The sequence below is a fragment of the Rhodococcus sp. 06-1474-1B genome (assembly GCF_002258885.1).
GTDB classification, from domain to species: Bacteria; Actinomycetota; Actinomycetes; order Mycobacteriales; family Mycobacteriaceae; genus Rhodococcoides; species Rhodococcoides fascians.
This window is the reverse complement of sequence record NZ_NOYR01000021.1, coordinates 140,250-164,620: the sequence shown is the minus strand read 5'-3', so window position 1 is coordinate 164,620 and position 24,371 is coordinate 140,250. Positions and strand designations below refer to the sequence as shown.

At 64.5% G+C, this 24,371-nt stretch carries 22 protein-coding genes; 10 read left to right on the top strand and 12 right to left on the bottom strand.

Annotation, left to right across the window (positions count from 1 at the left end; genetic code table 11):
- The first annotated feature begins 10 nt into the window (after window positions 1–10).
- The 3 genes from rpoB to CH266_RS07670 all read left to right on the top strand — a co-directional run bounded on the left by rpoB (window position 11) and on the right by CH266_RS07670 (window position 8,126).
- The gene (gene rpoB / locus CH266_RS07680) at window positions 11–3,517 is read left to right on the top strand and encodes a DNA-directed RNA polymerase subunit beta (RefSeq protein WP_032365281.1); all 3,507 of its coding nucleotides are present in this window, start codon (window positions 11–13) and stop codon (window positions 3,515–3,517) included.
- A gap of 95 nt (window positions 3,518–3,612) precedes the next feature.
- Window positions 3,613–7,569: a DNA-directed RNA polymerase subunit beta' gene (locus tag CH266_RS07675; RefSeq protein ID WP_027498213.1), complete on the top strand. Its 3,957-nt coding sequence runs from the start codon at window positions 3,613–3,615 to the stop codon at window positions 7,567–7,569.
- 167 nt (window positions 7,570–7,736) lie between these two features.
- Entirely contained in the window at window positions 7,737–8,126 is a 390-nt protein-coding gene (locus CH266_RS07670; protein WP_052067174.1) for a VOC family protein, read from the top strand.
- Between the two features lie 17 nt (window positions 8,127–8,143).
- On the opposite strand, the gene CH266_RS07665 is transcribed toward CH266_RS07670, so the two are convergent.
- The gene (locus CH266_RS07665) at window positions 8,144–9,529 is read right to left on the bottom strand and encodes an MFS transporter (protein ID WP_032369718.1); all 1,386 of its coding nucleotides are present in this window, start codon (window positions 9,527–9,529) and stop codon (window positions 8,144–8,146) included.
- A gap of 67 nt (window positions 9,530–9,596) precedes the next feature.
- Here CH266_RS07665 and soxR point away from each other — a divergent pair, with 67 nt between their 5' ends.
- A complete protein-coding gene (gene soxR, locus CH266_RS07660) occupies window positions 9,597–10,034 on the top strand; it encodes a redox-sensitive transcriptional activator SoxR (protein WP_176457056.1) in 438 nt (145 codons plus the stop codon).
- A 38-nt stretch (window positions 10,035–10,072) separates the two neighbouring features.
- Here the strand turns inward: soxR and CH266_RS07655 are convergent, their stop codons facing one another.
- Window positions 10,073–10,435 (bottom strand): nuclear transport factor 2 family protein, encoded by a 363-nt coding sequence (locus CH266_RS07655; protein WP_032369716.1) that lies wholly within the window; start codon window positions 10,433–10,435, stop codon window positions 10,073–10,075.
- A 76-nt stretch (window positions 10,436–10,511) separates the two neighbouring features.
- On the opposite strand from CH266_RS07655, the gene CH266_RS07650 reads away from it, so the two are divergent.
- The gene (locus CH266_RS07650; protein ID WP_032369715.1) at window positions 10,512–11,006 is read left to right on the top strand and encodes a MarR family winged helix-turn-helix transcriptional regulator; all 495 of its coding nucleotides are present in this window, start codon (window positions 10,512–10,514) and stop codon (window positions 11,004–11,006) included.
- Between the two features lie 31 nt (window positions 11,007–11,037).
- Here the strand turns inward: CH266_RS07650 and CH266_RS07645 are convergent, their stop codons facing one another.
- Window positions 11,038–11,460, bottom strand: a complete 423-nt coding sequence (locus CH266_RS07645) for a VOC family protein (protein ID WP_032369714.1) — start codon at window positions 11,458–11,460, stop codon at window positions 11,038–11,040.
- 120 nt (window positions 11,461–11,580) lie between these two features.
- Here CH266_RS07645 and CH266_RS07640 point away from each other — a divergent pair, with 120 nt between their 5' ends.
- On the top strand, window positions 11,581–13,200 hold the full coding sequence (locus tag CH266_RS07640; RefSeq protein WP_032369713.1) for an alkaline phosphatase D family protein: 1,620 nt from the start codon (window positions 11,581–11,583) through the stop codon (window positions 13,198–13,200).
- Window positions 13,201–13,217: 17 nt separating this feature from the next.
- Here CH266_RS07640 and CH266_RS07635 read toward each other — a convergent pair whose 3' ends face one another.
- Both CH266_RS07635 and CH266_RS07630 read right to left on the bottom strand, forming a co-directional pair.
- Entirely contained in the window at window positions 13,218–13,784 is a 567-nt protein-coding gene (locus CH266_RS07635; protein WP_032369712.1) for a GNAT family N-acetyltransferase, read from the bottom strand.
- Between the two features lie 23 nt (window positions 13,785–13,807).
- Complete coding sequence (locus tag CH266_RS07630) at window positions 13,808–15,448, bottom strand: GMC oxidoreductase (protein WP_032390371.1); 1,641 nt, start codon at window positions 15,446–15,448, stop codon at window positions 13,808–13,810.
- 136 nt (window positions 15,449–15,584) lie between these two features.
- Between CH266_RS07630 and CH266_RS07625 the strand changes: the two genes are divergently transcribed.
- On the top strand, window positions 15,585–16,520 hold the full coding sequence (locus CH266_RS07625; RefSeq protein WP_032390370.1) for an endonuclease/exonuclease/phosphatase family protein: 936 nt from the start codon (window positions 15,585–15,587) through the stop codon (window positions 16,518–16,520).
- Window positions 16,521–16,546: 26 nt separating this feature from the next.
- Here the strand turns inward: CH266_RS07625 and CH266_RS07620 are convergent, their stop codons facing one another.
- Window positions 16,547–16,921 (bottom strand): VOC family protein, encoded by a 375-nt coding sequence (locus tag CH266_RS07620; protein ID WP_027498203.1) that lies wholly within the window; start codon window positions 16,919–16,921, stop codon window positions 16,547–16,549.
- A 64-nt stretch (window positions 16,922–16,985) separates the two neighbouring features.
- On the opposite strand from CH266_RS07620, the gene CH266_RS07615 reads away from it, so the two are divergent.
- Complete coding sequence (locus tag CH266_RS07615; protein ID WP_032369709.1) at window positions 16,986–17,984, top strand: MsnO8 family LLM class oxidoreductase; 999 nt, start codon at window positions 16,986–16,988, stop codon at window positions 17,982–17,984.
- Here CH266_RS07615 and CH266_RS07610 read toward each other — a convergent pair.
- Window positions 17,960–18,895: a LysR substrate-binding domain-containing protein gene (locus tag CH266_RS07610; RefSeq protein WP_032369893.1), complete on the bottom strand. Its 936-nt coding sequence runs from the start codon at window positions 18,893–18,895 to the stop codon at window positions 17,960–17,962. The two genes, CH266_RS07615 and CH266_RS07610, sit on opposite strands and share 25 nt — an antisense overlap.
- 131 nt (window positions 18,896–19,026) lie before the next feature.
- Here CH266_RS07610 and CH266_RS07605 point away from each other — a divergent pair, with 131 nt between their 5' ends.
- Complete coding sequence (locus tag CH266_RS07605; RefSeq protein ID WP_032369892.1) at window positions 19,027–20,364, top strand: NAD(P)/FAD-dependent oxidoreductase; 1,338 nt, start codon at window positions 19,027–19,029, stop codon at window positions 20,362–20,364.
- 13 nt (window positions 20,365–20,377) lie between these two features.
- On the opposite strand, the gene CH266_RS07600 is transcribed toward CH266_RS07605, so the two are convergent.
- From CH266_RS07600 to CH266_RS07590, 3 genes are read right to left on the bottom strand one after another with little or no spacing between them, the layout of a single operon-like run.
- Window positions 20,378–21,034: a response regulator transcription factor gene (locus tag CH266_RS07600; protein ID WP_027498200.1), complete on the bottom strand. Its 657-nt coding sequence runs from the start codon at window positions 21,032–21,034 to the stop codon at window positions 20,378–20,380.
- On the bottom strand, window positions 21,031–22,317 hold the full coding sequence (locus tag CH266_RS07595; protein ID WP_080729144.1) for a sensor histidine kinase: 1,287 nt from the start codon (window positions 22,315–22,317) through the stop codon (window positions 21,031–21,033). The genes CH266_RS07600 and CH266_RS07595 overlap by 4 nt, the downstream gene beginning before the upstream one ends.
- Entirely contained in the window at window positions 22,317–22,916 is a 600-nt protein-coding gene (locus tag CH266_RS07590) for a hypothetical protein (protein WP_052067173.1), read from the bottom strand. Before CH266_RS07590 ends, CH266_RS07595 begins: the two co-directional genes overlap by 1 nt.
- 157 nt (window positions 22,917–23,073) lie before the next feature.
- Here CH266_RS07590 and CH266_RS07585 point away from each other — a divergent pair, with 157 nt between their 5' ends.
- Entirely contained in the window at window positions 23,074–23,274 is a 201-nt protein-coding gene (locus CH266_RS07585) for a membrane protein (RefSeq protein ID WP_027498199.1), read from the top strand.
- A 6-nt stretch (window positions 23,275–23,280) separates the two neighbouring features.
- On the opposite strand, the gene CH266_RS07580 is transcribed toward CH266_RS07585, so the two are convergent.
- Together CH266_RS07580 and CH266_RS07575 are read right to left on the bottom strand one after the other, a co-directional pair.
- Window positions 23,281–23,814 (bottom strand): SixA phosphatase family protein, encoded by a 534-nt coding sequence (locus tag CH266_RS07580; RefSeq protein ID WP_027498198.1) that lies wholly within the window; start codon window positions 23,812–23,814, stop codon window positions 23,281–23,283.
- Window positions 23,801–24,343, bottom strand: coding sequence for a GtrA family protein (locus tag CH266_RS07575; RefSeq protein ID WP_027498197.1), 543 nt, complete (start codon window positions 24,341–24,343; stop codon window positions 23,801–23,803). Before CH266_RS07575 ends, CH266_RS07580 begins: the two co-directional genes overlap by 14 nt.
- Window positions 24,344–24,371 lie beyond the last annotated feature (28 nt).

Here is a 24,371-nt window from a genome sequence, read left to right as displayed (position 1 = left end):
CCCGCGTGAGGTGCTGGAAGGACGCATCTTGGCAGTCTCTAGCCAGACCAAGGCAGTTGTCGGAACACCGGGAGCCCCGAGGAGGGTTTCGTTCGCGAACATTCGCGAGCCGTTGGAGGTACCCGGTCTCCTCGATGTACAGACGGACTCGTTCGAGTGGCTGGTAGGTGCGCAGAGTTGGCGCGACCGTGCCGCCGCCCGTGGAGACAGTGGTGTCTCCGGCGGACTCGAGGACATCCTGACCGAGCTCTCTCCGATCGAGGACTTCTCGGGCTCGATGTCGCTCTCCTTCTCCGACCCACGATTCGACGAGGTCAAGGCCTCGACCGATGAGTGCAAGGACAAGGACATGACGTACGCGGCTCCGCTGTTCGTCACCGCCGAGTTCATCAACAACAACACCGGCGAGATCAAGAGCCAGACGGTCTTCATGGGTGATTTCCCGATGATGACCGACAAGGGCACCTTCATCATCAACGGCACCGAGCGCGTCGTCGTCTCGCAGCTGGTGCGTTCTCCGGGCGTCTACTTCGATCACTCGATCGACAAGACCACCGAGAAGGACCTGCACAGCGTCAAGGTCATCCCCGGCCGCGGTGCTTGGCTCGAGTTCGACGTCGACAAGCGCGACACCGTCGGTGTCCGCATCGACCGCAAGCGTCGTCAGCCCGTCACGGTGCTGCTGAAGGCTCTCGGCTGGTCCACCGAGCAGATCACGGAGCGCTTCGGCTTCTCCGAGATCCTCATGGCCACGCTGGAGAAGGACAACACCGCCGGTACCGACGAGGCTCTCCTCGACATCTACCGCAAGCTGCGTCCGGGCGAGCCGCCGACCAAGGAGTCGGCGCAGACCCTGCTGGAGAACCTGTTCTTCAAGGACAAGCGCTACGACCTCGCTCGCGTGGGTCGCTACAAGATCAACAAGAAGCTCGGCCTCAACTCGGGTCAGCCCATCGTGGCGTCGACCCTCACCGAGGAAGACATCGTCGCGACCATCGAGTACCTCGTGCGTCTGCACGCAGGTGAGACCTCGATGACCGCACCCGACGGCGTCGAGGTTCCGGTCGAGGTCGACGACATCGACCACTTCGGCAACCGTCGTCTGCGCACCGTGGGCGAACTCATCCAGAACCAGATCCGCGTGGGCCTGTCCCGCATGGAGCGCGTCGTGCGCGAACGTATGACGACTCAGGACGTCGAGGCGATCACGCCGCAGACCCTGATCAACATCCGTCCCGTCGTCGCTGCGATCAAGGAGTTCTTCGGAACCTCCCAGCTCTCGCAGTTCATGGACCAGAACAACCCGCTGTCGGGTCTGACGCACAAGCGTCGCCTGTCGGCACTGGGACCCGGCGGTCTCTCTCGTGAGCGCGCCGGCCTCGAGGTCCGCGACGTGCACCCCTCGCACTACGGCCGCATGTGCCCCATCGAGACCCCGGAAGGCCCGAACATCGGCCTGATCGGTTCGCTCTCGGTGTACGCACGCGTCAACCCGTTCGGCTTCATCGAGACCCCGTACCGCAAGGTCGTCGACGGCAAGGTCACCGACGAGGTCGATTACCTGACCGCCGACGAGGAGGATCGCCACACGCTCGCGCAGGCGAACTCCCCGGTCGACGATTCGGGTCACTTCATCGAGGACAAGATTCTCGTTCGTCGTAAGGGTGGAGAGGTCGAGTTCGTCTCGTCCGACGACATCGATTACATGGACGTCTCGCCTCGTCAGATGGTGTCCGTCGCCACCGCGATGATTCCGTTCCTCGAGCACGACGATGCCAACCGTGCCCTGATGGGCGCGAACATGCAGCGTCAGGCTGTCCCGCTGGTCCGCAGCGAGGCTCCGATCGTCGGTACCGGCATGGAGCTGCGTGCCGCTGTCGACGCCGGTGACGTCGTCATCACCGAGAAGACCGGTGTCGTCGAAGAGGTCTCTGCCGACTACGTCACGGTCATGGCCGACGACGGATCGCGCAAGACCTACCGGATGCGCAAGTTCGCGCGTTCCAACCAGGGCACCTGCGCCAACCAGCGTCCGATCGTGGACGAGGGACAGCGCGTCGAGTCCGGCCAGGTCCTCGCCGACGGCCCCTGCACCGAGAACGGTGAGATGGCTCTCGGCAAGAACTTGCTGCTGGCGATCATGCCGTGGGAGGGCCACAACTACGAGGACGCGATCATCCTGTCGCAGCGCCTCGTGGAAGAGGACGTTCTCACCTCGATCCACATCGAGGAGCACGAGATCGATGCTCGCGACACCAAGCTCGGTGCCGAAGAGATCACTCGCGACATCCCGAACGTCTCCGACGAGGTCCTCGCGGACCTCGACGAGCGCGGCATCATCCGTATCGGTGCCGAGGTTCGTGACGGCGACGTGCTGGTCGGAAAGGTCACGCCGAAGGGCGAGACCGAGCTGACCCCCGAAGAGCGCCTGCTGCGCGCCATCTTCGGTGAGAAGGCTCGCGAAGTTCGCGACACCTCGCTCAAGGTTCCGCACGGCGAGAACGGAAAGGTCATCGGTATCCGCGTCTTCTCGCGCGACGACGACGACGATCTGCCTCCCGGCGTCAACGAGTTGGTCCGCGTCTACGTGGCTCAGAAGCGCAAGATCCAGGACGGCGACAAGCTCGCCGGCCGTCACGGCAACAAGGGCGTCATCGGCAAGATCCTCCCGCAGGAGGACATGCCGTTCCTGCCCGACGGCACCCCGATCGACATCATCCTCAACACCCACGGTGTTCCGCGTCGTATGAACATCGGTCAGGTCCTCGAAACCCACCTGGGTTGGATCGGCAAGACCGGTTGGAACGTGCAGATCGCCGCGGACGGCAGCAAGCCCGATTGGGCCGAACGTCTGCCCGAGGAGATGCTGGCGGCTCCGGCCGACAGCAACATCGCCACCCCGGTGTTCGACGGTGCCAAGGAGAATCAGCTCGCCGGCCTGCTGGAGAGCACGATTCCCAACCGCGACGGCGAGCAGATGGTCGGATCCGACGGAAAGGCCACGTTGTTCGACGGCCGCTCCGGCGAGCCGTTCCCGTACCCGGTGTCGGTGGGCTACATGTACATCATCAAGCTGCACCACTTGGTCGACGACAAGATCCACGCTCGTTCGACCGGGCCGTACTCGATGATCACTCAGCAGCCCCTCGGTGGTAAGGCTCAGTTCGGTGGACAGCGCTTCGGTGAGATGGAGTGCTGGGCCATGCAGGCCTACGGTGCCGCGTACACGCTGCAGGAGCTTCTCACCATCAAGTCGGACGACGTTGTCGGCCGCGTGAAGGTGTACGAGGCGATCGTCAAGGGCGAGAACATTCCCGAGCCCGGTATCCCCGAGTCCTTCAAGGTGCTCCTCAAGGAGCTCCAGTCGCTGTGCCTCAACGTGGAGGTGCTGTCCTCGGACGGCGCTGCCATCACGATGGCCGACGGTGACGACGAAGACCTCGAGCGTGCCGCAGCCAACCTGGGAATCAACCTCTCCCGCAACGAAGCTGCCACGGTCGACGACCTCGCTCAGTAGTTCTGTGGTCTCCGGGCCTGCGTCACTGCAGGCCCGGAGGCGTTTCTCTCATTTGCTCTTCCAGCACAACACCCATAACGGGGAAAGGAAGTTACGTGCTCGACGTCAACTTCTTCGATGAACTTCGCATTGGCCTTGCCACTGCGGACGACATCCGTCAGTGGTCCTACGGCGAGGTCAAGAAGCCGGAGACCATCAACTACCGCACGCTCAAGCCCGAGAAGGACGGCCTCTTCTGCGAGAAGATCTTCGGCCCCACCCGGGACTGGGAGTGCTACTGCGGCAAGTACAAGCGCGTCCGCTTCAAGGGCATCATCTGTGAGCGTTGTGGCGTCGAGGTCACTCGCGCCAAGGTGCGTCGTGAGCGCATGGGCCACATCGAACTGGCCGCTCCGGTCACGCACATCTGGTACTTCAAGGGTGTGCCGTCGCGTCTGGGCTACCTGCTCGACCTGGCTCCGAAGGATCTCGAGAAGATCATCTACTTCGCTGCCTACGTCATCACCACGGTCGACGACGAGCTCCGTCACAACGAGCTCTCGACGCTCGAGGCCGAGATGGAGGTCGAGAAGAAGGCTGTCGCAGATCAGCGCGACGCCGATCTCGAGGCTCGTGCGCAGAAGCTCGAAGCCGACATCGCCGAGCTCGAAGCCGAGGGTGCCAAGTCCGACGTGCGTCGCAAGGTCAAGGACGGCGGCGAGCGCGAGATGCGTCAGCTCCGTGACCGCGCGCAGCGTGAGCTCGATCGTCTCGAAGAGATCTGGACCACGTTCACCAAGCTTGCTCCCAAGCAGCTCATCGTCGACGAGCTCATCTACCGCGAGCTCATCGACCGGTACGGCGAGTACTTCACCGGTGCCATGGGTGCCGAGTCGATCCAGAAGCTCATGCAGACCTTCGACATCGATGCCGAGGCGGAATCTCTTCGCGAGACCATCCGCAGTGGCAAGGGTCAGAAGAAGCTGCGCGCGCTCAAGCGTCTGAAGGTCGTCGCTGCGTTCCAGGCCGGCCGTAACTCGCCGATGGGCATGGTTCTCGACGCTGTCCCGGTCATCCCGCCGGAGCTTCGTCCGATGGTGCAGCTCGACGGTGGCCGTTTCGCGACGTCCGACCTCAACGACCTGTACCGCCGCGTCATCAACCGCAACAACCGCCTCAAGCGTCTGATCGATCTCGGTGCTCCCGAGATCATCGTCAACAACGAGAAGCGGATGCTGCAGGAGTCGGTCGACGCCCTGTTCGACAACGGCCGTCGTGGACGTCCGGTCACCGGACCGGGTAACCGTCCGCTGAAGTCGCTCTCCGACTTGCTCAAGGGCAAGCAGGGACGATTCCGTCAGAACCTCCTCGGCAAGCGCGTCGACTACTCGGGCCGTTCGGTCATCGTCGTCGGCCCGCAGCTCAAGCTGCACCAGTGTGGTCTGCCGAAGCTGATGGCACTCGAGCTGTTCAAGCCGTTCGTGATGAAGCGTCTGGTGGATCTGAACCACGCGCAGAACATCAAGTCGGCCAAGCGCATGGTCGAGCGTCAGCGTCCGCAGGTGTGGGACGTTCTCGAAGAGGTCATCGCCGAGCACCCCGTGCTGCTGAACCGTGCACCCACCCTGCACCGGTTGGGCATCCAGGCGTTCGAGCCGCAGCTCGTCGAAGGCAAGGCCATCCAGCTGCACCCGCTCGTGTGTGAGGCGTTCAACGCCGACTTCGACGGTGACCAGATGGCTGTCCACCTCCCGCTGTCCGCCGAGGCTCAGGCCGAGGCACGCGTGCTGATGCTGTCGTCGAACAACATCCTCTCGCCGGCATCGGGCCGTCCGCTCGCCATGCCGCGTCTGGACATGGTGACGGGTCTGTACCACCTGACACGTCTCGATGCCGGTGCTGTCGGCGAGCGCGTCGACGCATCGACCGATCAGGCCGAGTTCGGGGCGTACTCCTCCCCGGCCGAGGCTCAGATGGCCGTCGATCGTGGATCGCTGACCGTGCAGTCGCAGATTCGGGTTCGTCTCACCACGCAGCGCCCGCCGCGTGACATCGAGAACGAGTTGTTCCCCGAGGGCTGGAACCGCGGCGATGCATGGACCGCGGAGACCACTCTGGGACGCGTGCTCTTCAACGAGCTGCTTCCGGCGGACTACCCGTTCGTCAACGAGCAGATGCCGAAGAAGCGTCAGTCGACCATCATCAACGATCTCGCCGAGCGTTACCCGATGATCGTCGTCGCGCAGACCGTCGACAAACTCAAGGACGCAGGCTTCTACTGGGCCACGCGTTCGGGTGTCACCATCTCGATCTCCGACGTCCTCGTGCCGCCGGAGAAGCCGCAGATCATGGAGACCTTCGAGGCTCAGGCCGATCAGATCGAGAAGAAGTACCAGCGTGGCGCACTCGACAAGGTCGAGCGCAACTCCGCACTGGTCAAGATCTGGCAGGACGCGACCGAGCAGGTCGGTAAGGCCATGGAGGCCCACTTCCCCGACGACAACCCGATCCCGATGATCGTGAAGTCCGGCGCAGCCGGAAACATGACTCAGGTTCGCTCGCTCGCCGGCATGAAGGGCTTGGTGACGAACCCGAAGGGTGAGTTCATCCCGCGTCCGATCAAGTCTTCCTTCAAGGAAGGCCTGACGGTCCTCGAGTACTTCATCAACACGCACGGTGCTCGTAAGGGTCTGGCCGATACGGCGCTTCGTACCGCCGACTCGGGCTACCTGACGCGTCGTCTGGTCGACGTCTCGCAGGATGTCATCGTTCGGGAAACCGACTGTGGCACCGAGCGCGGCATCGTCACGACGATCGCCGAGAAGACCGCCGACGGCAAGATGATCCGCGACGCTCACGTCGAGACCAGCACGTACGCCCGCACCTTGGCGAACGACGCTGTCGACGAGAACGGCACGGTCATCGTCGCTCGTGGACACGATCTCGGTGACCCGGCCATCGACGCGCTGCTCGCTGCGGGCATCACGTCGGTCAAGGTTCGCTCGGTGCTGACCTGCACCACGGGAACCGGCGTCTGCGCCACCTGCTACGGCCGTTCGATGGCCACCGGCAAGCTGGTCGACATCGGTGAGGCCGTCGGTATCGTTGCCGCACAGTCCATCGGTGAGCCCGGAACCCAGCTGACCATGCGTACCTTCCACCAGGGTGGTGTCGCCGGAGATGACATCACCGGTGGTCTGCCTCGCGTGCAGGAGCTGTTCGAGGCACGTGTGCCGAAGGGCAAGGCTCCGATCGCGGACGTGTCGGGACGCATCCAGCTCGAGGACGGCGATCGTTTCTACAAGATCACCATCGTCCCGGACGACGGCGGCGAAGAGGTTGTCTACGACAAGCTCTCCAAGCGTCAGCGTCTGCGCGTCTTCAAGCACGACGACGGCACCGAGCGCCTTCTGGCGGACGGTGACCACGTCGAGGTCGGCCAGCAGCTCATGGAAGGTGCTGCCGATCCGCACGAGGTCCTGCGCGTGATGGGTCCCCGTCAGGTGCAGATCCACCTCGTCAACGAGGTCCAGGAGGTGTACCGGTCGCAGGGTGTGTCGATTCACGACAAGCACATCGAGACCATCGTGCGCCAGATGCTCCGTCGCGTGACGATCATCGACAGCGGCTCCACCGAATTCCTGCCCGGTTCACTCACCGAGCGCAGCGAATTTGAGTCGAGCAACCGTCGCGTCGTCTCCGAGGGTGGCGAGCCCGCAGCCGGACGTCCGGTCCTGATGGGTATCACCAAGGCGTCGCTGGCCACCGACTCGTGGCTGTCGGCTGCGTCCTTCCAGGAGACCACTCGTGTGCTCACCGATGCGGCGATCAACTGCCGTAGCGACAAGCTCATAGGTCTCAAGGAGAACGTCATCATCGGTAAGCTCATCCCGGCTGGTACCGGCATCAACCGGTACCGGAACATCACGGTGCAGCCGACCGAAGAGGCACGTGCCGCGGCATACGCGGTGCCGTCGTACGACGATCAGTACTACAGCCCGGACGGCTTCGGCCAGGGAACCGGTGCTGCAGTGCCGCTCGACGACTACGGTTTCTCCAACGAATACCGCTAGAGCGACTCCGTCGCATGTGACTGGAACTTCGTAGCCCACTACGAGTTTCCACTCACGACGACAGGGCGTGACCAACAAAGCCCCGCATCGACTTCGGTCGGTGCGGGGCTTTGTTCTACGTGGAGGGGGCGCGGTGAGTTTCCCGCGGCACTCGAGTCGGTACCGGTATGACCGAACAAACACCCGGCACCATCGTGAACATCAGCGTGGCCATGTTCACCGTCGCCGATCAGGACGCAGCCCTCGATTTCTACTCCCGCGTTCTCGGGTTCGAGATTCGCGGTGATCTGCGCTTCGGTCCCGAGAGCGAATACCGGTGGTTGGAAGTGGCCCCGCCGGGTTCGACGGCGCGGCTCGCCCTCAACCCGCCGATGGGAGGTACGCCCGGTGGCGGGTCCATCGGTGTCGAGACAGCTGACGTCGCGGCCGAGCACAAGCGGCTCACTGCTCTCGGCGGCGTCGATCTCGACGACTTCATGGAAGAGGTGGACGGCGTGCCGCCGATGTTCGCCTTGCGAGACCCCGACGGCAATTCGATCTGGGTCGTCCAGACCTGATCAGGTCAGCCGACGACCTACGCGCGCTGCGATCGCGCCGCCGCTGCAACACCGATGAATGCCAGCGCCGCAAAGGTGAACAGCAGCAACTGCGCCGATCGCAGCGTCGACGGTTCTCCGAGGTTCACCAGGACGCCCGCCAGAGCTGCTCCGAAGGCGTTGGCGATCAGCTGAACAGTGTTGATGGCGGCCGAGGCTCGTGCGCCTTCGCCCGGTTCGGCGACCGATGTCATGGCACCGACGGCCAAGTGTGGCCACGCGATTCCGATGCCGACGCCCGCGACGAGCAGACCCACTACCCACGTAATGATCGAACCGGGACCTGCCTGGTCGGTGAGAAACGCTGCCACGATGCACAATCCGGCGGCGACGAGGATCGGGCCGGCGATGACGATGCGTCGCACGACGCGTGGAGCGGTGGCCGACGCGCTCGGTATCTCGCCGAGGGTCCACCCGAGCGCCAGTGCGGCTCCGAGGAATCCGGCGGCCAGCGGTGCCAATCCGGCGAGACGTTGGCCGAACAGTGGGATGAAGGTCTCCACCGTGGACGCGACGGCAAGGACGACGATGGTCAGGTATATCCATTTCAGCGCGGACGCGCCGAAGGTCGACGGGGGGAGTACGCCGTGCGCTGCGCGACGGTCGGCGGCCACGAAGGCGATCAGCAGCAGTACTCCTCCCAGGACCATTGCCGCGGTGATCGCGAGGTTGGAGACCACGCCGGCGATGCTCACCAGCAAGGCAGCCGTGGTGAGCAGGGTCAGCGACAGTGTCGGTACCGGGCTGGGTTCGGTGGCCTCAGCGGTGTGGGCGGGCAGTGCTCGCGGGACGAGGGCAGCCATGGCCAGAGCTGCGAGAACGAGCACACCGAAGGCCATTCGCCAGGCTCCGAATTGCGCGAAGATGCCGCCGACGGCCGGTCCGGCGAACGTTCCCACACCCCACATGGCCGAGACCAGAGCCGCACCTCGCGTCCAGAGATGTTGCGGCAGTGCGGCATTGATGACGGCGTAGCCGAGTCCGGCCAGTAGGCCACCTCCTGCGCCCTGAATTGTGCGCCCCACCAGTAAGAGTTCCATCGTGGGGCTGACGGCACACACGACGGTGCCGAGAGCGAAGACCGTCAGGCCGATCAGGTAGGCACCGCGAGGTCCGCGGGCGGCCAGAACTTTGCTGACCAGCATCGACGAGATGACGGACGCAACTAGGAAAACCGTTGCAGTCCAGGCGTAGTAGCGCTGGCCGCCGATCTCGTCGATGGCCGTGGGGAGCAGGCTGGTCGTCAGGTAGACGTTCGTGGCGTACAGCGCGACGCCGCCGGCGAGAACGGTAGCGGTGCCGAGGTAGCGAGCGCCGAGCAGCTGTCGCCAGGTTCCGGTCGTGGATTGGGTGGGGGAGTGCATGGTGTTTAAGGCTAGGATCTCGAGTGCACTTAAGATCAACTCGTCGTGTCGGTTGGGAGGCAGTATGATCCGTATCAGTGGCGAACTGTTGTCCATCGGGGAGGTCGCGGCCAGAACCGGTGCCGCAGTGTCCGCGGTCCGGTATTACGAGACTCTCGGGCTCGTGCCCGCCGAGCGGACGGCGGGCAACGTCCGAAAGTTTCCCCGTCACGCGATTCGGCGGATCTCGCTGATTCAGGTGGCGGTGCGGTTCGGAATACCGCTTGCCGAGGTGGCCGAGGTCTTTGCGTCCTTACCGTCGGGGCGCACCCCGAACAAGCGCGACTGGGCCAAGATTTCGGTTGCATGGAACCAGCGGTTGGAGGATCGGAAGCAGTCGATTGCGCGGATGCAGGAGCAACTCACCGGCTGCATCGGCTGCGGATGTCTCTCCCTCAACAAATGCAGTCTGCTCAATCCAGGCGACGAGCTGGGCAAGGCGGGCCCCGGGGCGCGGCTCATCTGACGCGTACGTCGGCGGTGTCGAGTCTTGTGGGTGGCCGGCTATGGCTGGTCGATGAACGTGTACAGCTCGGTGATCAGGTTGTCCTTCACGACGACGAAGTCCTGGCCCGAGACTACGGCGGGGGCGTCGGGCGGCGACAGTGCCCAGGAGATTCGGGCGACGTTGCCCAGGGCCGTGGGCTCGGCGGTGACGGCGAATGTCAGACCCTCGGAGGGCCCGACCAGCGCTCGAATCGCCTCGATGACCGACTCTCTGCCGTTGGCGGTGTTCTCGGCGTCGTAGAACACCGCGTCCGGGTGATACATGGACTCGATGAGTTCGCGTCGTTTCGCGTCGTCGTTCGTGTTGAATACTTCGACGACGTTGCGGCGTGCCAGCTCTGCAGGAGTGCTGCGATCCATGGTGTGCCCCTAGGGTTGGTGGTCGGGGTTCGGTGCGCCGGTGCCCCCGGACCCAGCATCGCGGAAAGTACGTGACATGTCACCCAGTAACCCCGAAAGCGCTCCGTGGCTGACGCCCATCGAGGAATCGGCGTGGCGCGCCTACATGGGTTTGTCGCTGCAGATGACGTTCGAGATGAACCGGCAGCTGACCGAGGAGCACGGTCTTTCCCTCGCCGACTATTCGGTGCTGGTCGCACTGGCGGACAGTCCCGACGGTCGTCGCCGGGTGACCGAACTGGCCGCCGAAATCGGCTGGGAGCGCAGCAGGGCCTCCCATCACCTCGCGCGGATGTCCGCGCGAGGGCTCACCGATCGCGCTGTCTCGACTACCGACGGACGGGCCACGGATGCAGTGCTCACCGATGCAGGGAGGGCTGCTCTGAACGCATCGGCGGCGGGGCACGTCGACGTCGTGCGTCGCCTGTTCTTCGACGCGCTCGCACCCGAGGACGTCGCCACTCTCGAACCGCTTCTCACTCGTCTGCGAGTCCACGTGCGAGCCAACGGGACACTGCCGCGGCCGCAGTGAGACACCTCCACCTCGGATGACGGCCGGGCGTTCATCCGTGGTGACACACGGCCTCGAGGTCGATGCCGTTGAGGTCCCGCACGAAGGATCCGTAGTAGGTCGCGTGGTATTCCGGCTGTAGTCCTGGAGGCCGGAGTTCGGTCGCGCCCGCCGACAGTGCTGCCGCGTGGAATGCGTCGACTGTGGTGCGGTCCGGTGCGCTGAACGCGAGATGGGTGTGGGGGCCGATCGCCGACCCCGGCGCGTCGACGATCCAGAAGAAGGGCTTCACCTGCGCCCAGCCGAATGCGACCATGGCGAGCTGGTTCGCTTCGGGTGTGTGCGGCACGCGCATGATCTCGGTGATGCCGAGCGGTGCCAGAGCGGCACCGTAGAACTCGGCACTGGCGGCGAGATCGGCGACGCCGATATTGAGGTGGTCGATCTGGGATCCTGTGCGGTCGATGTTCGTCATGCCCTGACGATTCCCGAGATCGCGGACGGTTACGGTCCTGAATCGAATGGATCTACCGTGTTCATTTCTGCGTCGAATCGATGACGGATGTAGTTTGCCCGGGCACGAGAGTCTCGGGCAATGGTGAACCGAGGTAGCGACGTCAGGATCGGTCGCGACATTTCTCTGCGGGCCGGGGCCACACGTCGACAGTTTCTGACGTGGAGTGCGTTGGTGGGGGCGCTGGCCTTCACGCCCGAGCTCGCGGGGACATCCGCGACTGCAGGTGCGCAGTCGGTGATCACCCCCGACTATCCCTTCCGTCTCGGTGTTGCCTCCGGCGATCCGTTGCCCGATTCGGTGGTGCTGTGGAGCAGACTCGCCACCGATCCGTTCGCCCCGCTGGGCGGCATGACGCCCGGCGTGGTGCCGGTCCAGTGGCAGATCGCTGCCGATGAAAAGTTCGGGTGTATCGCAGCGCAGGGGGTCGAGCTGGCAACCGAATTCGACGGTTGGTCCGTTCACGTCGATGTGCGCGGGCTCGAGCCGGCGCGCGAGTATTTCTACCGTTTCCTGGTCGGCCCACATGCGAGTCCCGTCGGTCGCACCAAAACTGCACCCGCACTTGGGCAGCCGCTGAGCACGCTCGATTTCGCCTGGGCTTCGTGCCAGAAGTGGGAGGACGGGTTTTTCGGCGCGTACCAGGACCTGGCGGCCTCGAATCTCGATGTGGTGTTCTTTCTGGGCGACTACATCTACGAGTACGCGATCAAGAACGAGGGTGCGCGGGCGGGCGAGCCGCGCACCGAGTCGGCGGCCCGAGAAACCATGGTGCTGGCCGATTATCGCGATAGGTACGCCCTGTACAAGGCAGACGAGAATCTGGCTGCGGCACATGCGTCGGCACCGTTCGTCTCGACGTTCGACGACCACGAGGTGGACAACAACTGGGCCTCGCAGATCAGCCAGGACAACGACGATCCACGAGAGTTCCTGCTACGCAGGGCCGATGCGTTCAAGGCGTGGTGGGAGAACACTCCGGTGCGCGCGAACCTGAAGCCCGTCGGCCCGGACATGAAGGTCTATCGCCGGTTCTCGTTCGGTGATCTGGTGGATTTCTCGGTGCTCGACACCCGGCAGTACCGCAGCGATCAGGCTCATGGAGACGGTGAGCACGCGCAGGACGCCGAGACGGCGGATCCGGCGCGCACCATTACCGGTGCGGCACAGGAACAATGGATCCTCGACGGATTCGCGGCGCCGTCGAGGTGGAACTTCCTGGCGCATCAGACCGTCATGTCCGATCTCGCGCAGGGGCAGGGCAACGACCGCAAGGTCGGCATGGATCCGTGGAGCGGCTACGAAGCGTCCCGGCATCGAATTCTCGACGGAGCCAGGCATCGTGGCACGAAGAACGTGGCGTCGATCGTCGGCGACATCCACCGGACGATCGTCTCGGAGTTGCGACGCGACTACCAGGATCAGGTCTCGCCGTTACAGGGAGTCGAGATCGCCACCACGTCCATCGCGTCGGGCAAGGACGGTGCCGACATCGACAAGACCGGTGCTGCGATCGCCGACGGTTCACCCCACGTCAAGTACGGAAATGCCCGTCGCGGCTACCTGCGCAGCACCCTGACACCCACCGAATGGCGTTCGGAGGTAAGGGTTCTCGATGCCGTGTCGACGCCGGGTAAGCCGGTTCGCACGGCCATGACGGTCACCGTTCCCGAGGGGCGGCCGGAGATTCAGCTGGGGTAGCGCCTGGTGCCGCAGGCTCATCCCGTGCCGAATGTTCGGATCATGGACCACACCTCGGGCCCCTCACTCGGTGTGGCGTGGCTCGAAACACGGAACCCGGCCCGCTCGTACAGGCGAACGTTGCGCAGATCCGATGTGTCCAAGGCCAACCCGGAGGCACCACGTTGCTGAGCTTCCTCGACGGCCTTCTCGAGCAGTAGTCCGCCGATCCCGTGCCCTTGCCGATGCGGTTGCACGCCGAGCGTTTCCAGTGTCCATGACCCCGGTGCCGCGTCGCCGGAGGACAGTCGGTCGATCCGATCTCCGTGTAGCTCGATGATCCGCGCGATGGATTCGTCATCGGGCGGAGGGGCATCTGCGGGCAGTAGTGCAGCGACCCCGGCGTAGTCGGCGGTGAGCAATACGATTCCGTGTCGATGCGCATGTTGTAGGTACAGCTGCTGGAGTTCCTGCAGCGTGGCCAGGTAGTCCTCGGCCGGGATCACCCATCGCGTCCATGGGTAGTCGGCAAATGCGTCGCGCAGTGTGTCGGCCGCTGTTGTCAGATCGTGGTTTTCGGCGAGTCGGGTGGCGGGATGGTGCATGAGTAAACCTCTGGAAAGACGGCTCAGCGCCCGTCGGCGATGATCTGTGCGACGTTGCGTTCGGCGAGTGCGGTGATGGTCAGTGATGGGTTGGCGGCACCGGTGCTGCCCGGGATCAGGGCACCGTCGACGACGTAGAGCCCGGGGTGGCCCTTGACGCGACCGTAATCGTCGGTGGCGTCGCCGAGTACTGCGCCGCCCAGGGGGTGCGCGGTGAAGGTGTCGTCGACATCGCGGGTGAACGGTTCGGCGGCGACGATGGTGCCGCCGGCCTGCGCCATTCGATTCTGCACGGCGCGTAGGGCTTCGACGGTGTCGCGGCTGCCACCCTTGGGCCAGTTGAGGGTCAATCTGTTTGCGGCGGAATCGAATCCGAAGTTTCCGCGCAACGGGTCGATGGTCATACCGAGTGAGCCGAGGAAGCCCATGTTCACGGGAACGCCTGGGGTGTACCAGTTCTCGACGGTCAGGGGCAGTCCGGAGTCGTCGACGATGCGGGATGCGCAGGGTGCAGCCTGAGGGCCGGCAGACATCGGTCCGAGGGATCTCGTCATCGAGGCGTCGCCGTTGGTGCCCCAGCCGGTGCCGACGAATTCGTTGAGGTTCGACAATGCGCCGGTGGTGCGTGCACGCATCAACAGTTCGGTGGTACCGATGGATCCGGCCCCGAGGACGAGGGTGTTGCACGTGAGTGTCCGGGTCTCGACGATGTTGCCGAACGGGTCGAGGCGTTCGATGTCGACGCGATAGCGGCCGCCGGATTCGCTGCCGATCGCTGCGACGCGGTGGCTGTGGCACACCGTTGCGTTACCGGTGGCTTCGGCTTGGGGGATGTAGTTCTGGGTCAGGTCGTGCTTGGCGCCGTTGGAGTTACCGAAGGTACTTTCCCCGACGGTCGCGGACGGTCGGGAGCGGCCGGCGATCTCGTCGCGCACGACGTTCCAGTTCCAGTTGCCGTCGACTGCTTCGGGGCGAAAGCCTGCGCGGCGGGCGTGATCGTCCCAGGTTCGTGAGTGAGAAAAGTTGGGGCTGTTGTAGACGTCCTCGGGCATCGCCGACGGCCGGAGCATGGAACGGGCCTTGGGATACCAGGTCGCTGCCATCTCGTCGTAGTTCAGGCGTCCGCCGAACGAGAGGTCGAAGAATTTCTTGTTCGGTGCGATGGTGACGCCGGTGTACACCACGGATCCGCCGCCGACGGCCGCGCCGCGCCAGACCGAGAGGTTCTCGTAGCGGGTGGTGTCGAGGACGCCGCCGAAGAGGTCGACCGGTCCGACAGGGAGACCGGTGATGTTGGTGAACGAGGTCTGCTGCCACAGTCCGCGGCCGTCGGCCGTCATGTCCGCCGTGAAGATTTCGCGCCAGGGGTCGCGCGGCCAGCGCAGTCCGCGCTCGAGAACGGTCACCGCAGTGCCGGCCTGGGCCATGCGTAGGGCGGCGGCGCTGGCTCCGAAGCCGGAACCGATGACGATGACGGGCGAGTGGTCCGGTGGCCGGGGAGGGTCGGCGAACAGTTCGGGTACCAACGACCGGATACGGTCTGCTCCGATCGGCAGAGCGCCGGCGACGGAGGATCCGGGCAGTCCGGTCGAACTCAGGACCGGGGCTGCAGCGGCGCCGAGCATTCCGGCAGCGGCCAACCGCAACAGTTGCCTTCTATTCACGGCAGTACTTCCCCCTCGGACACCTCGCGGACAGCGCTCCCGATTCTGTCGTGTTTGCGACAAGAAAGCCAACGGTCCGGTCGTATTTCGGGACGGCTCCCAGCTCGGCCTCAGGTTTGCCTGCCAGACTCCGCTCATGGTGTCGGCATCGGTGGCTGTATTACTGCTCGTCGTAGCGGTCACGGGGGTCGTCGCGCACCTGTTCGACGGACGTGGGCAGCCGTTGGCGGTCGCTGCGGCTTTGGCACATGTCCTCATGCTCGCGGCTGTGCCCGGAACCGTGTTGGCAGGTGTGGCCTTCGGTGGGTGGGGGCTGGCGGCAGGATCGGCGGTCTCTGCCGCAGCGGTCGCGACCCAGTTCCGGCTCCGCTACCGCCGCGTCGCCCGGAGGCCGAGCGAGTCGGACCTGACGGTGTTGCACGCCAACATCTGGCTGGGCCAGGCCGATCCGGATGCGTTGATCGCGCTCGTCGAACACCATCGGCCGGACGTGCTCACTCTCGTCGAGCTGACGCCCGAGGCAGATGCGAGTCTGCGACCCAGGCTGTCCGAGCTGTTACCGCACGCCCACGTCAGCGCTGGACCCGGAGGGAACGGAACCGGCATCTACAGCCGATTCCCACTCGCCGACGAGCAGCGGCACGACGGCTTCGTGACGGAACTGCTGTCGGCTCGGGTACAGATGCCGGGCCGGCCGCTGGTGTTCGCGGTGCATCCTGTTCCGCCGTGGCCGCGGGAGCCGTCCGAATGGGTACGTGAGCTCGGGCTGCTTCGGCAGCTGCTGGCCAAGATCCCCGCCGACGACGGACCCGTCGTGGTGGCCGGGGACTTCAACGCCACGCAGGACCACCGGCGCTACCGCGACCTGCAGGACGGCCGATTCGTCGACGCCGCGGTGGCCACGGGAGCAGGCATGCTCAGGACGTATCCGGCGCACACCTGGCACCCGCCGGTCATTGCCATCGACCATGTTCTGGTGGCAGACATGGGGGTTCGTTCGGTCGAGGCCGTGACCGTCCCCGGCTCCGACCACCGCGGCATCCTGTCGCGATTGGCTTTCTTACCGAACTAGGGCTTTCCGAACTAGGGCTTTCCGAACTAGGGCTGGGCCGGCAACTGCTGCAGCGACCACTTGTTGCCGTCGGGGTCCGCGAAATACACGAATGTTCCCCAGCCCTCGTCCTTTGGCTCCTCGACGGTCAGGCCCACCGCGGTGAGGTGGTCGTAGGCCTCCTGGGCACTGTCGACAACCATCAGAATGCCTGCGCCGGCACCGGGTTCGGCGTCGGTGATGCCCTCGCCGATGGCGATGGAGCACGCCGATCCCGGGGGAGTGAGTTGGACGTACCGAATGCCTTCCCATGGGCGTGCGTCGTGGTCGGCATCGAACCCGATCGAGGTGTAGAACTCCTTGGCGCGGTCGACGTCGGTGACAGGGACGGTGATGAGTTCGATCTTCATGGTGAGAGTCATGAAGCAATGATGAGCCCCATTGCGGACACATTCAGTCCGCGATGAGCAGGTCGTTCCGAGAAATATGCCCGACGCCCCGCCGGTTGCAGCAGATGTGTTCTTCTCACTGCTCGACCGATCCCGCACGAGGGCAGGCGTCGACGACGCCGCAGCGCTCCGTCACACCGTCGAACGCGGCGTGCACGCCGAAAAGCTCGGGCTGCACCGGTTCTGGGTGGCCGAGCATCATGCGGTACCCGGCATCGCTTCGGGTGCGCCTGCTGTTCTCGCAGCGGCGGTGGCGTCGCAGACCTCGCGCATTCGCGTCGGATCCGGCGGGGTGATGCTGCCCAACCATCAACCGCTGATCGTGGCCGAGCAGTTTCTGATGCTGGAGTCGCTGTTTCCGGGTCGGGTAGACCTGGGCGTCGGGCGGTCGCTCGGGTTCACCGAGCCGGTGCGCGCTGCCCTGCGTCGAGACCGCGACGCTCCCGATACTTTCGAGGCCGACGTCGCCGAAGTGCGTTCGTATCTCGACGGGTCTGGTCCTGTGACCGCGCGGCCGGCAACCGCGCCGCCGCCGATGTTCGTGCTCGCGACCGGTGCCGGTCTCGAGGTCGCCGCCCGCGCCGGGCTACCGGTGGTCATCGGTGGTCCGGTACTGCGCGGGGACGACCCACTGGCGCTGTATCGCAAGCACTTTCGGCCGAGTTCGCAACTGTCGGATCCGTACGTGATCGTCTCGCTCGATGTGACGATCGCCGCGGACGCGGCAGACGCGCGCCGTCTCGCACTCCCGGAGGCATGGGCGATGGCGCGATCGCGGCGCGAGGGCGAATTTCCGGCGCTCGAACCCGCCTCGTCGATCGACGAAACGCGGTGGACGCCGCGCACCCGAGATCGGATCGAATCCTCGTTGGACGCAACCATCCTCGGCACGGCCGAGCAGGTTCGGCCCCGGCTCGACGAGCTGATCGAGCGCACCGGCGCGGACGAGGTCATGGCCTCCACGTCGACGTTCGACCGGGCCGAACTGTTTGCGGCGGACGCCGCTTTCGCTCAGCTCTCCTCCACTGTTTCTTGAACCGGAGCTGTGGGCTGAACCGGAGCTGTGGGCTGGGCGGGTGCCGTATCGGCCAGCGCGGCAACCAGATCGCGTTGAATGTCGGTGGCCGGCACTGTCGCGTCGACCACTGCCGATACCGGTAGTCGCAGCCGACGGTCGGCCTCGGTACGAAACACCAGGCCGGTTTTGGGTGTGCTCTCGGCCGTGCTGGCGTAGAGGATCGACCAACACTGCGGGTGGTTGAGCAGTTCGGCGCTCGCGGTGTGATCGGACGCCACCGGCGGTCCGAAGGTCAGTGGAAGTCCACTGCGTTTCATCTCGCGTTCGATGACGCGGTGCAACAGGATCTGCTCGCTTCGTTTGGGCAGCAGCAGTGGGTATTCGGCGAGTTGGCTCAGGCTCGGGTTGGGTTCCCCGGCCAGGGGATGGCCCTCTGCGAGGACGACGACGAGGTCCTCGGTCCACAGTTCGGTGACGTGCAGACCGGAGCGTTCGACGCTGCCGCGGATCAGTGCCACCTGGCAGTCGCCCGATGTCACCGCTTCGATCTGTTCTGCGAATCGTTTGAGAACGAAGTCGATCTCGGCGTCGGGATGGCGTTCGCGTACCGCGACGATTGCGGAGATGGCATTCGCGGCGAACGTCATGTTTCCGGTGAGGCGGAGTTGGTTTCGACGCCTGGTCGTGAGCGCCAACGCTGCCTGTTCGAGCTCCACCATGTGGCGGGCGATGGACACCAATTGTGCTCCGACGACGGTCAATCGGACTGTGCGTGAGGTGCGCTCGAACAGCGGCTCACCGATCTCGCGTTCGAGCTTGGAGATCTGCAGACTGATCGCCGATTGCGAGACGTAGCACCGCTCGGCGGCACGGGAGAAGTTGAGTTCTTCCCCGACCGCGAGGAAGTACTTCAGTTGCCGCAGCTCCACGCCGACCTCCATTCATGAGTTCTGCTCATGGATGCTATTTCAACTTTCGCGTTGATAGCGCAGGAACGGCGGAGTTTCATGGAGGTAGTTCTTCGATCTACAAGAAATGTGTGCTCGGAAAGGGAAGTGCTGTGAAAACGTACGACGTCGTCATCGTGGGTTCGGGATTCGGAGCGTTGGCCGCGGCCAAGGCTCTGGGCAAGGCCGGTGTGACGTTCTCTCTGATCTCCAGCACCACCGAGCACCTGTTCCAGCCGCTGCTCTACCAGGCAGCCACCGGGATGATCTCGACAGGCGAGATCGCCCCGCCGATCCGGCGCATTCTGGCGCAGTACGACTCAGCCGATGTGCGTCTGGGCCGAGTGGTCGACGTCGACCCCGAGAGCCATCAGGTCACCTACGTCGGTGGCGGCGAACGCCACACCATCGGTTTCGGTCGCCTGATCGTCGCAACCGGAGCCACTCAGGCCTACTTCGGCCGCGACGAGTTCAAGGACCGCACCTTTGCGCTCAAGACCGTCGACGACGCAATCGCCCTGCGTGAGCAGATTCTGAGCTGCTACGAAAAGGCGCACCAGACCACCGATCTCGACGTACGCAAGGAGCTGCTCAGCTTCGTGGTCGTCGGTGCAGGCGCGACCGGCGTCGAACTGGCCGGCCAGATCCGGGATCTCGCGCACCGCTACTTCGCAGGCTCGTTCCCCGATATCGGACCCGACGACGTCACGGTCACCCTCGTCGACGGTGTGAAAGAAGTACTCCCCGCTTTCGGCGGCAAGCTCAGTGCCTATGCCCGCACCAAGCTGGAGAAGTCGGGCGTCGACGTCGTCACCGGTGCCATGGTGACCGATATCGCCGACGACGTCGTGACCGTGCAGGACGTCGACACGAAGACCTCGCGCACCTACCCGGCCAAGACCGTGATCTGGTCGGCCGGCGTTCAGGCCAGTGAGCTGGCGGCGACGATCGCCGAGCGCACCGGGTGCGAGACCGATCGGGCCGGCCGGTTGCTCGTGCACGACGACCTCACCGTCGGTACCGCGAAGGACATCTACGCGATCGGCGACGTGACCTCGCTGCACAAGCTGCCGGGACAGTCGCCGGTCGCGATGCAGCAGGGTCGCCACGTAGCCAAGACGATCATCGGAAAGGTCGACGCGGGAACGCCGTTCAAGTATGTCGACAAGGGCAGCATGTCGATCGTGGGCCGATTCAGTGCGGTGGCTCGACTGTTCGGCAAGGTCGACATGTCCGGACCGATCGCTTGGTTGATGTGGCTCGCGGTGCACCTGATGTACCTGGTGGGCTTCCGCAATCGTTACGTTGCAGTGGTGTCGTGGATGACGTCGTACATCGGCGACAAGCGACCGCACTTCCAGTACACCGACAAATCCGGGTCGATGCTGGAACTTGCCGACGAGACATCGGACAGCGAGACATCTGACGACGAGGAACGTTCGGCGGCTTAGGATTCGGATAGAGCTAGCTGCTCACCAGACCGTTGCGGTAGGCCCAGATCACCACGTGCACTCGGGTGCTGACCTCGAGCTTGCGGCAGATGTTGCCGATGTGGGTCTTGACCGTACTCTGCTCGAGTCGCAGTGATCGGGCGATCTCGCTGTTGCCCAGCCCTGTCGCGAGCAATTGCACCACCTCCATCTCCCGGAGACTCAGGTCGTGTTGTGGGGCAGTGCTTCTCGCCGATCGCTGTGGTGCCCCGCGTCGCGCGAACTCCGCCATCAACCGCGGAGTGACGCGCGGCGACAGGGCCGCTCCGCCGGCGGCGACGGTCGTCACGGCGTCGGCGAGCTCGTCCGGATCGGCATCCTTGAGCAGGAATCCGGATGCACCGCTGTCGAGTGCGGCGAACACGTACTCGTCGAGATCGAAGGTGGTGACGACGATGATGCGAACATCGTCGAATCGCGCCAGGATTTCCCGTGTCGCGGTGAGTCCGTCGCCGTTCGGCATCCGAATGTCCATCAGTACGACGTCGGGCTGCAGCGTCGAGACCTGTTGAACGGCATGACGTCCCGACGAGGCGTGTCCGACGACCTCGATGGCGGAGTTGCCGGCCAGGAACAGCTCGAATCCCTGCCGAACCACGGGTTGATCATCGACGATCAGTACTCTGATCATGCCGATACCCCGTCGGGACGCGAGATTTTGCCGTCGACCGGTAGTTGCGCGCGCACCACCCAGCCTCTGCCGTCGGCGAGCTCATTCGGCCCGGCTTCCAGCGTCCCGCCGAACAGGGCTGCTCGCTCCCGCATGCCGGGAATGCCGAATCCCTGACCCGAGGAATCGTCATGACCGGAGGTGGGGGAGGCAATCGTGTTGGAAACGGTCACCTCGATATTCGAGGCTCCAGTGCTGACCTGGACCAGCGCGGCGCAACCGGGCGCGTGGCGTCGAGCATTGGACAGTGACTCCTGCACGATGCGAAAGCACGTCAACTGCACCGCGCTGTCCATGCGGGCTGCGTCGCCGGTGACCTCGAAGTCGATGGAGGCGAACGACATTCGAGACTGTTCGACGAGGTCGGTGATATCGGAGATCATGGGCTGTGGTGCGCCGCCGTCATTGTCGGTCGGGCGCAGGATGCCGACAATTTGGCGGAGACTGTCGAGGGTGCGTTGACCGTGTCCGATTGCGCCGGTGAGTAGTTCGCGTGCCTGCTCGGGGTCGCTCGTGATGAGAGTCTTCGAAGCCTTGGCCTGGATGAGCATGCCGGTGAGGTGATGGGCTGCGACGTCGTGCAATTCGCGTGCCATGGTGCGCCGCTCGTTGTCCAGAGCTGTCTCCAGGCGTTCCCGGTGCGCCGATTCGGCCCGCCCCAGTGCCGCCTCGCTCTCCAGTTCCTGGGCCCGGCCACGTGCGATGTATTTACCCAGCGCGATGAGCACCGTGTAGTTGATGGCCAGGTTGGCGATCTGTTCGGCCACCACTCCGACGCTGCCGCCAGGTCCGGCTGCGGCGTCGGGAAAGGACAGGCGTGTATCGACGCTGACCAGGATCTCCAGTATCAATCCTGCGCCGAGGGGAACGAAGAGTCGCGGGCCGCTCACGCGAATTGCCAACGCGGCGATGGCGAACCAGTACAGGGGAGTGAAACCCAAAGTGCGCTCGGGTAATACGAGGATGAGTGCCACGCTGATCGCGACCACAGCCGAGTACGAGAAGACAGGGTAGGTCCGGCGGACGCAGGTCGCCGCTGTCATCGCCAGTACTGCGACGACACTTACCGTGATCAGGGCCGGGCTCTCGACGAGTTCGTCTCTGGTGTCGCCGACCATGCCCGTCGAGAGTTGGAATGCGGCGTAGACGACGGTGGCCAGCAGCATCTCGACGGGCAGGACCACCGGATTACGCGGCCGCCAGGAAGGGCGGAACGTGTTCGGTATCCGGGACCTGCCCATCATCAGCGTCGACTCCGTTCTCCTGCAGTGTCTTTCGAGACTACTGCAGTATCTTTCGAGCGCCCATGGCTCTTGGTTCCCACCACCCACAGCGGTCCGGTGACGAACCAGAAGAACGTGATGACGCCGAGCGGTTGCACCACTGTTTTCAACGCTGCTGCCTGCTCCGAGTCTGCCACGGTGGCTGCCAGCACGTAGGTGATAGCCAGTGCTATCGCGGCAGCGCACAGCCATTTCGCGAATCCTCGGATCTCGTTGCGGTAGGCCTGCGGTCCGGTCTTGGGTGGCGTGGACGGTGCCGGTCCACCCGCAAACCTGTGGGCGAAGCGCACGTCCAGCCAGGCCACAGTGGAGTGTGCGAACACGAGGGTCCAACCGAGGTAGATACCGGCGAGACGGTGAGCGAACTCGACCTCCCCACCGCGATGCAAGTCGACGGCGACGGCAGCGACGAGGACGAGGTCGAGGACCGGAAGCAGAGCCAGCACGACGGTGCTGGCTCGCCGCATCCTAGCCAGGTAGCGCAAGCACAGGCCGCCGAGGACCAGTACCCAGAAACCGACTTCGCAGACGGCGATGGTGAGCAGAATTGGATTGTCCATGGGCCGATCTCACGCGAGTCGACTCTGATGCGGTATCCCGCCGAGGCGTCGTAGCTGGTGATTCCTACCGACGTACGATGCGGCAGTCCACCGAAAGTCGTAGTAGGCCGCGCTACTGTGGAAATTACGCATACGGGACACGAAAAGGGAGTCGACGATGGCAGGCAAGAAGATCGACAGAGTCCATGCACAGTCCGCGCTGGAAACGGTTCGCGAGAATCCCGGTATTGCATTGATTGCCGCCGCACCTGCATTGGTGGTGCTCGCGGTGGTGTGGTGGCTTCTCGGATTTCCCGCCGCGCTGATTCTGCTGATCGCCGCAGGCGGTGCCGGCTACCTGTATCTCCGGAACCGTTAGTCGGGTCTACGCGCCGTCGGAATCGGCGCGGGGGATGCAGAATTCGGTGATCGTGGCGGTACTCGCTGCCAGCTCGGCCCAGCTGCATTCGGTGGTCAGCACAGCGATCGCCGAGGTGGGGAAGCGGTGTCGCACTTCGCGGGCCACGTCGGTGTCGTCGTCGACGGCCAGTTCGAGTGCCGTCCACGGAATTCCGGGCTCGTGCCCGACGACCAACAGTGTCGAGACGGTCACGTCGTCGAAGTAGGTGTCCGCCAGTTTGATTTCGTCGATGATTTCGTCGGCCGAACCACCGTAGATGTCTCGCTCGAAGCGGGTGGGTGCATCGCCGAGGCCGGTGGCGGCCAAGGTCTCGCGAGTCCGCAGAGCCGTCGAGCACAACACGGCGTCTACGACGCCGACGTGCTCGGTGATCCAGGCTCCCGCCAGTCCTGCTTCCCGTTGGCCGCGTGGAGCCAGTGGCCGCTCGTGGTCGGGCACGCCGTCGGGGTAGCCGGATTTTCCGTGCCGCATCAGCACGAGGGTCCTAGTGGTCGCCATGCCGTCCACCGTAAACGGTCAGGGCAACCTCGTCGGGAACGACGTTCACCGGCTCGGGGAAAACGAACTTGCGCATTGCCCACCACCGGAACGCGGTTGCGAGCAGGGTGCCGACGATGGATCCACTGACGAAGTCCGCGATGTTCTCGGTGATGAAAGACACGTTGGGAGCGCGCAGATCCAGCACGTAACTCGACACCCAGAGCGGCAATTGGTTGATGGCCAGACCGGTCCCGGCGACGGCGAAGAACAGCGCTGCTTCGTGATGGCGACGTCGTCCGCCGCGGGCAGTGAACGACCATTCCCGGTTGAGAACGTACGACACGATCGTCGCGATCAGCACGGCCAGAACATTGGCTGTCACCGGCTTGTCCTGCAGGATCGTCCACTTCAAGCCGAAGAACAGCACGACGGTGACGACGAAGGTGATTGCTCCGACGATGAGGAACTTCAGAGCCTCGGCGTGCTTGACGAGGGGCGCGAGCCAACGTTCGGGAACGTGGTCGGTGAGGCGGTCGGACACATGCATCCCATCGACGTTACCTCGAGTAACGGGT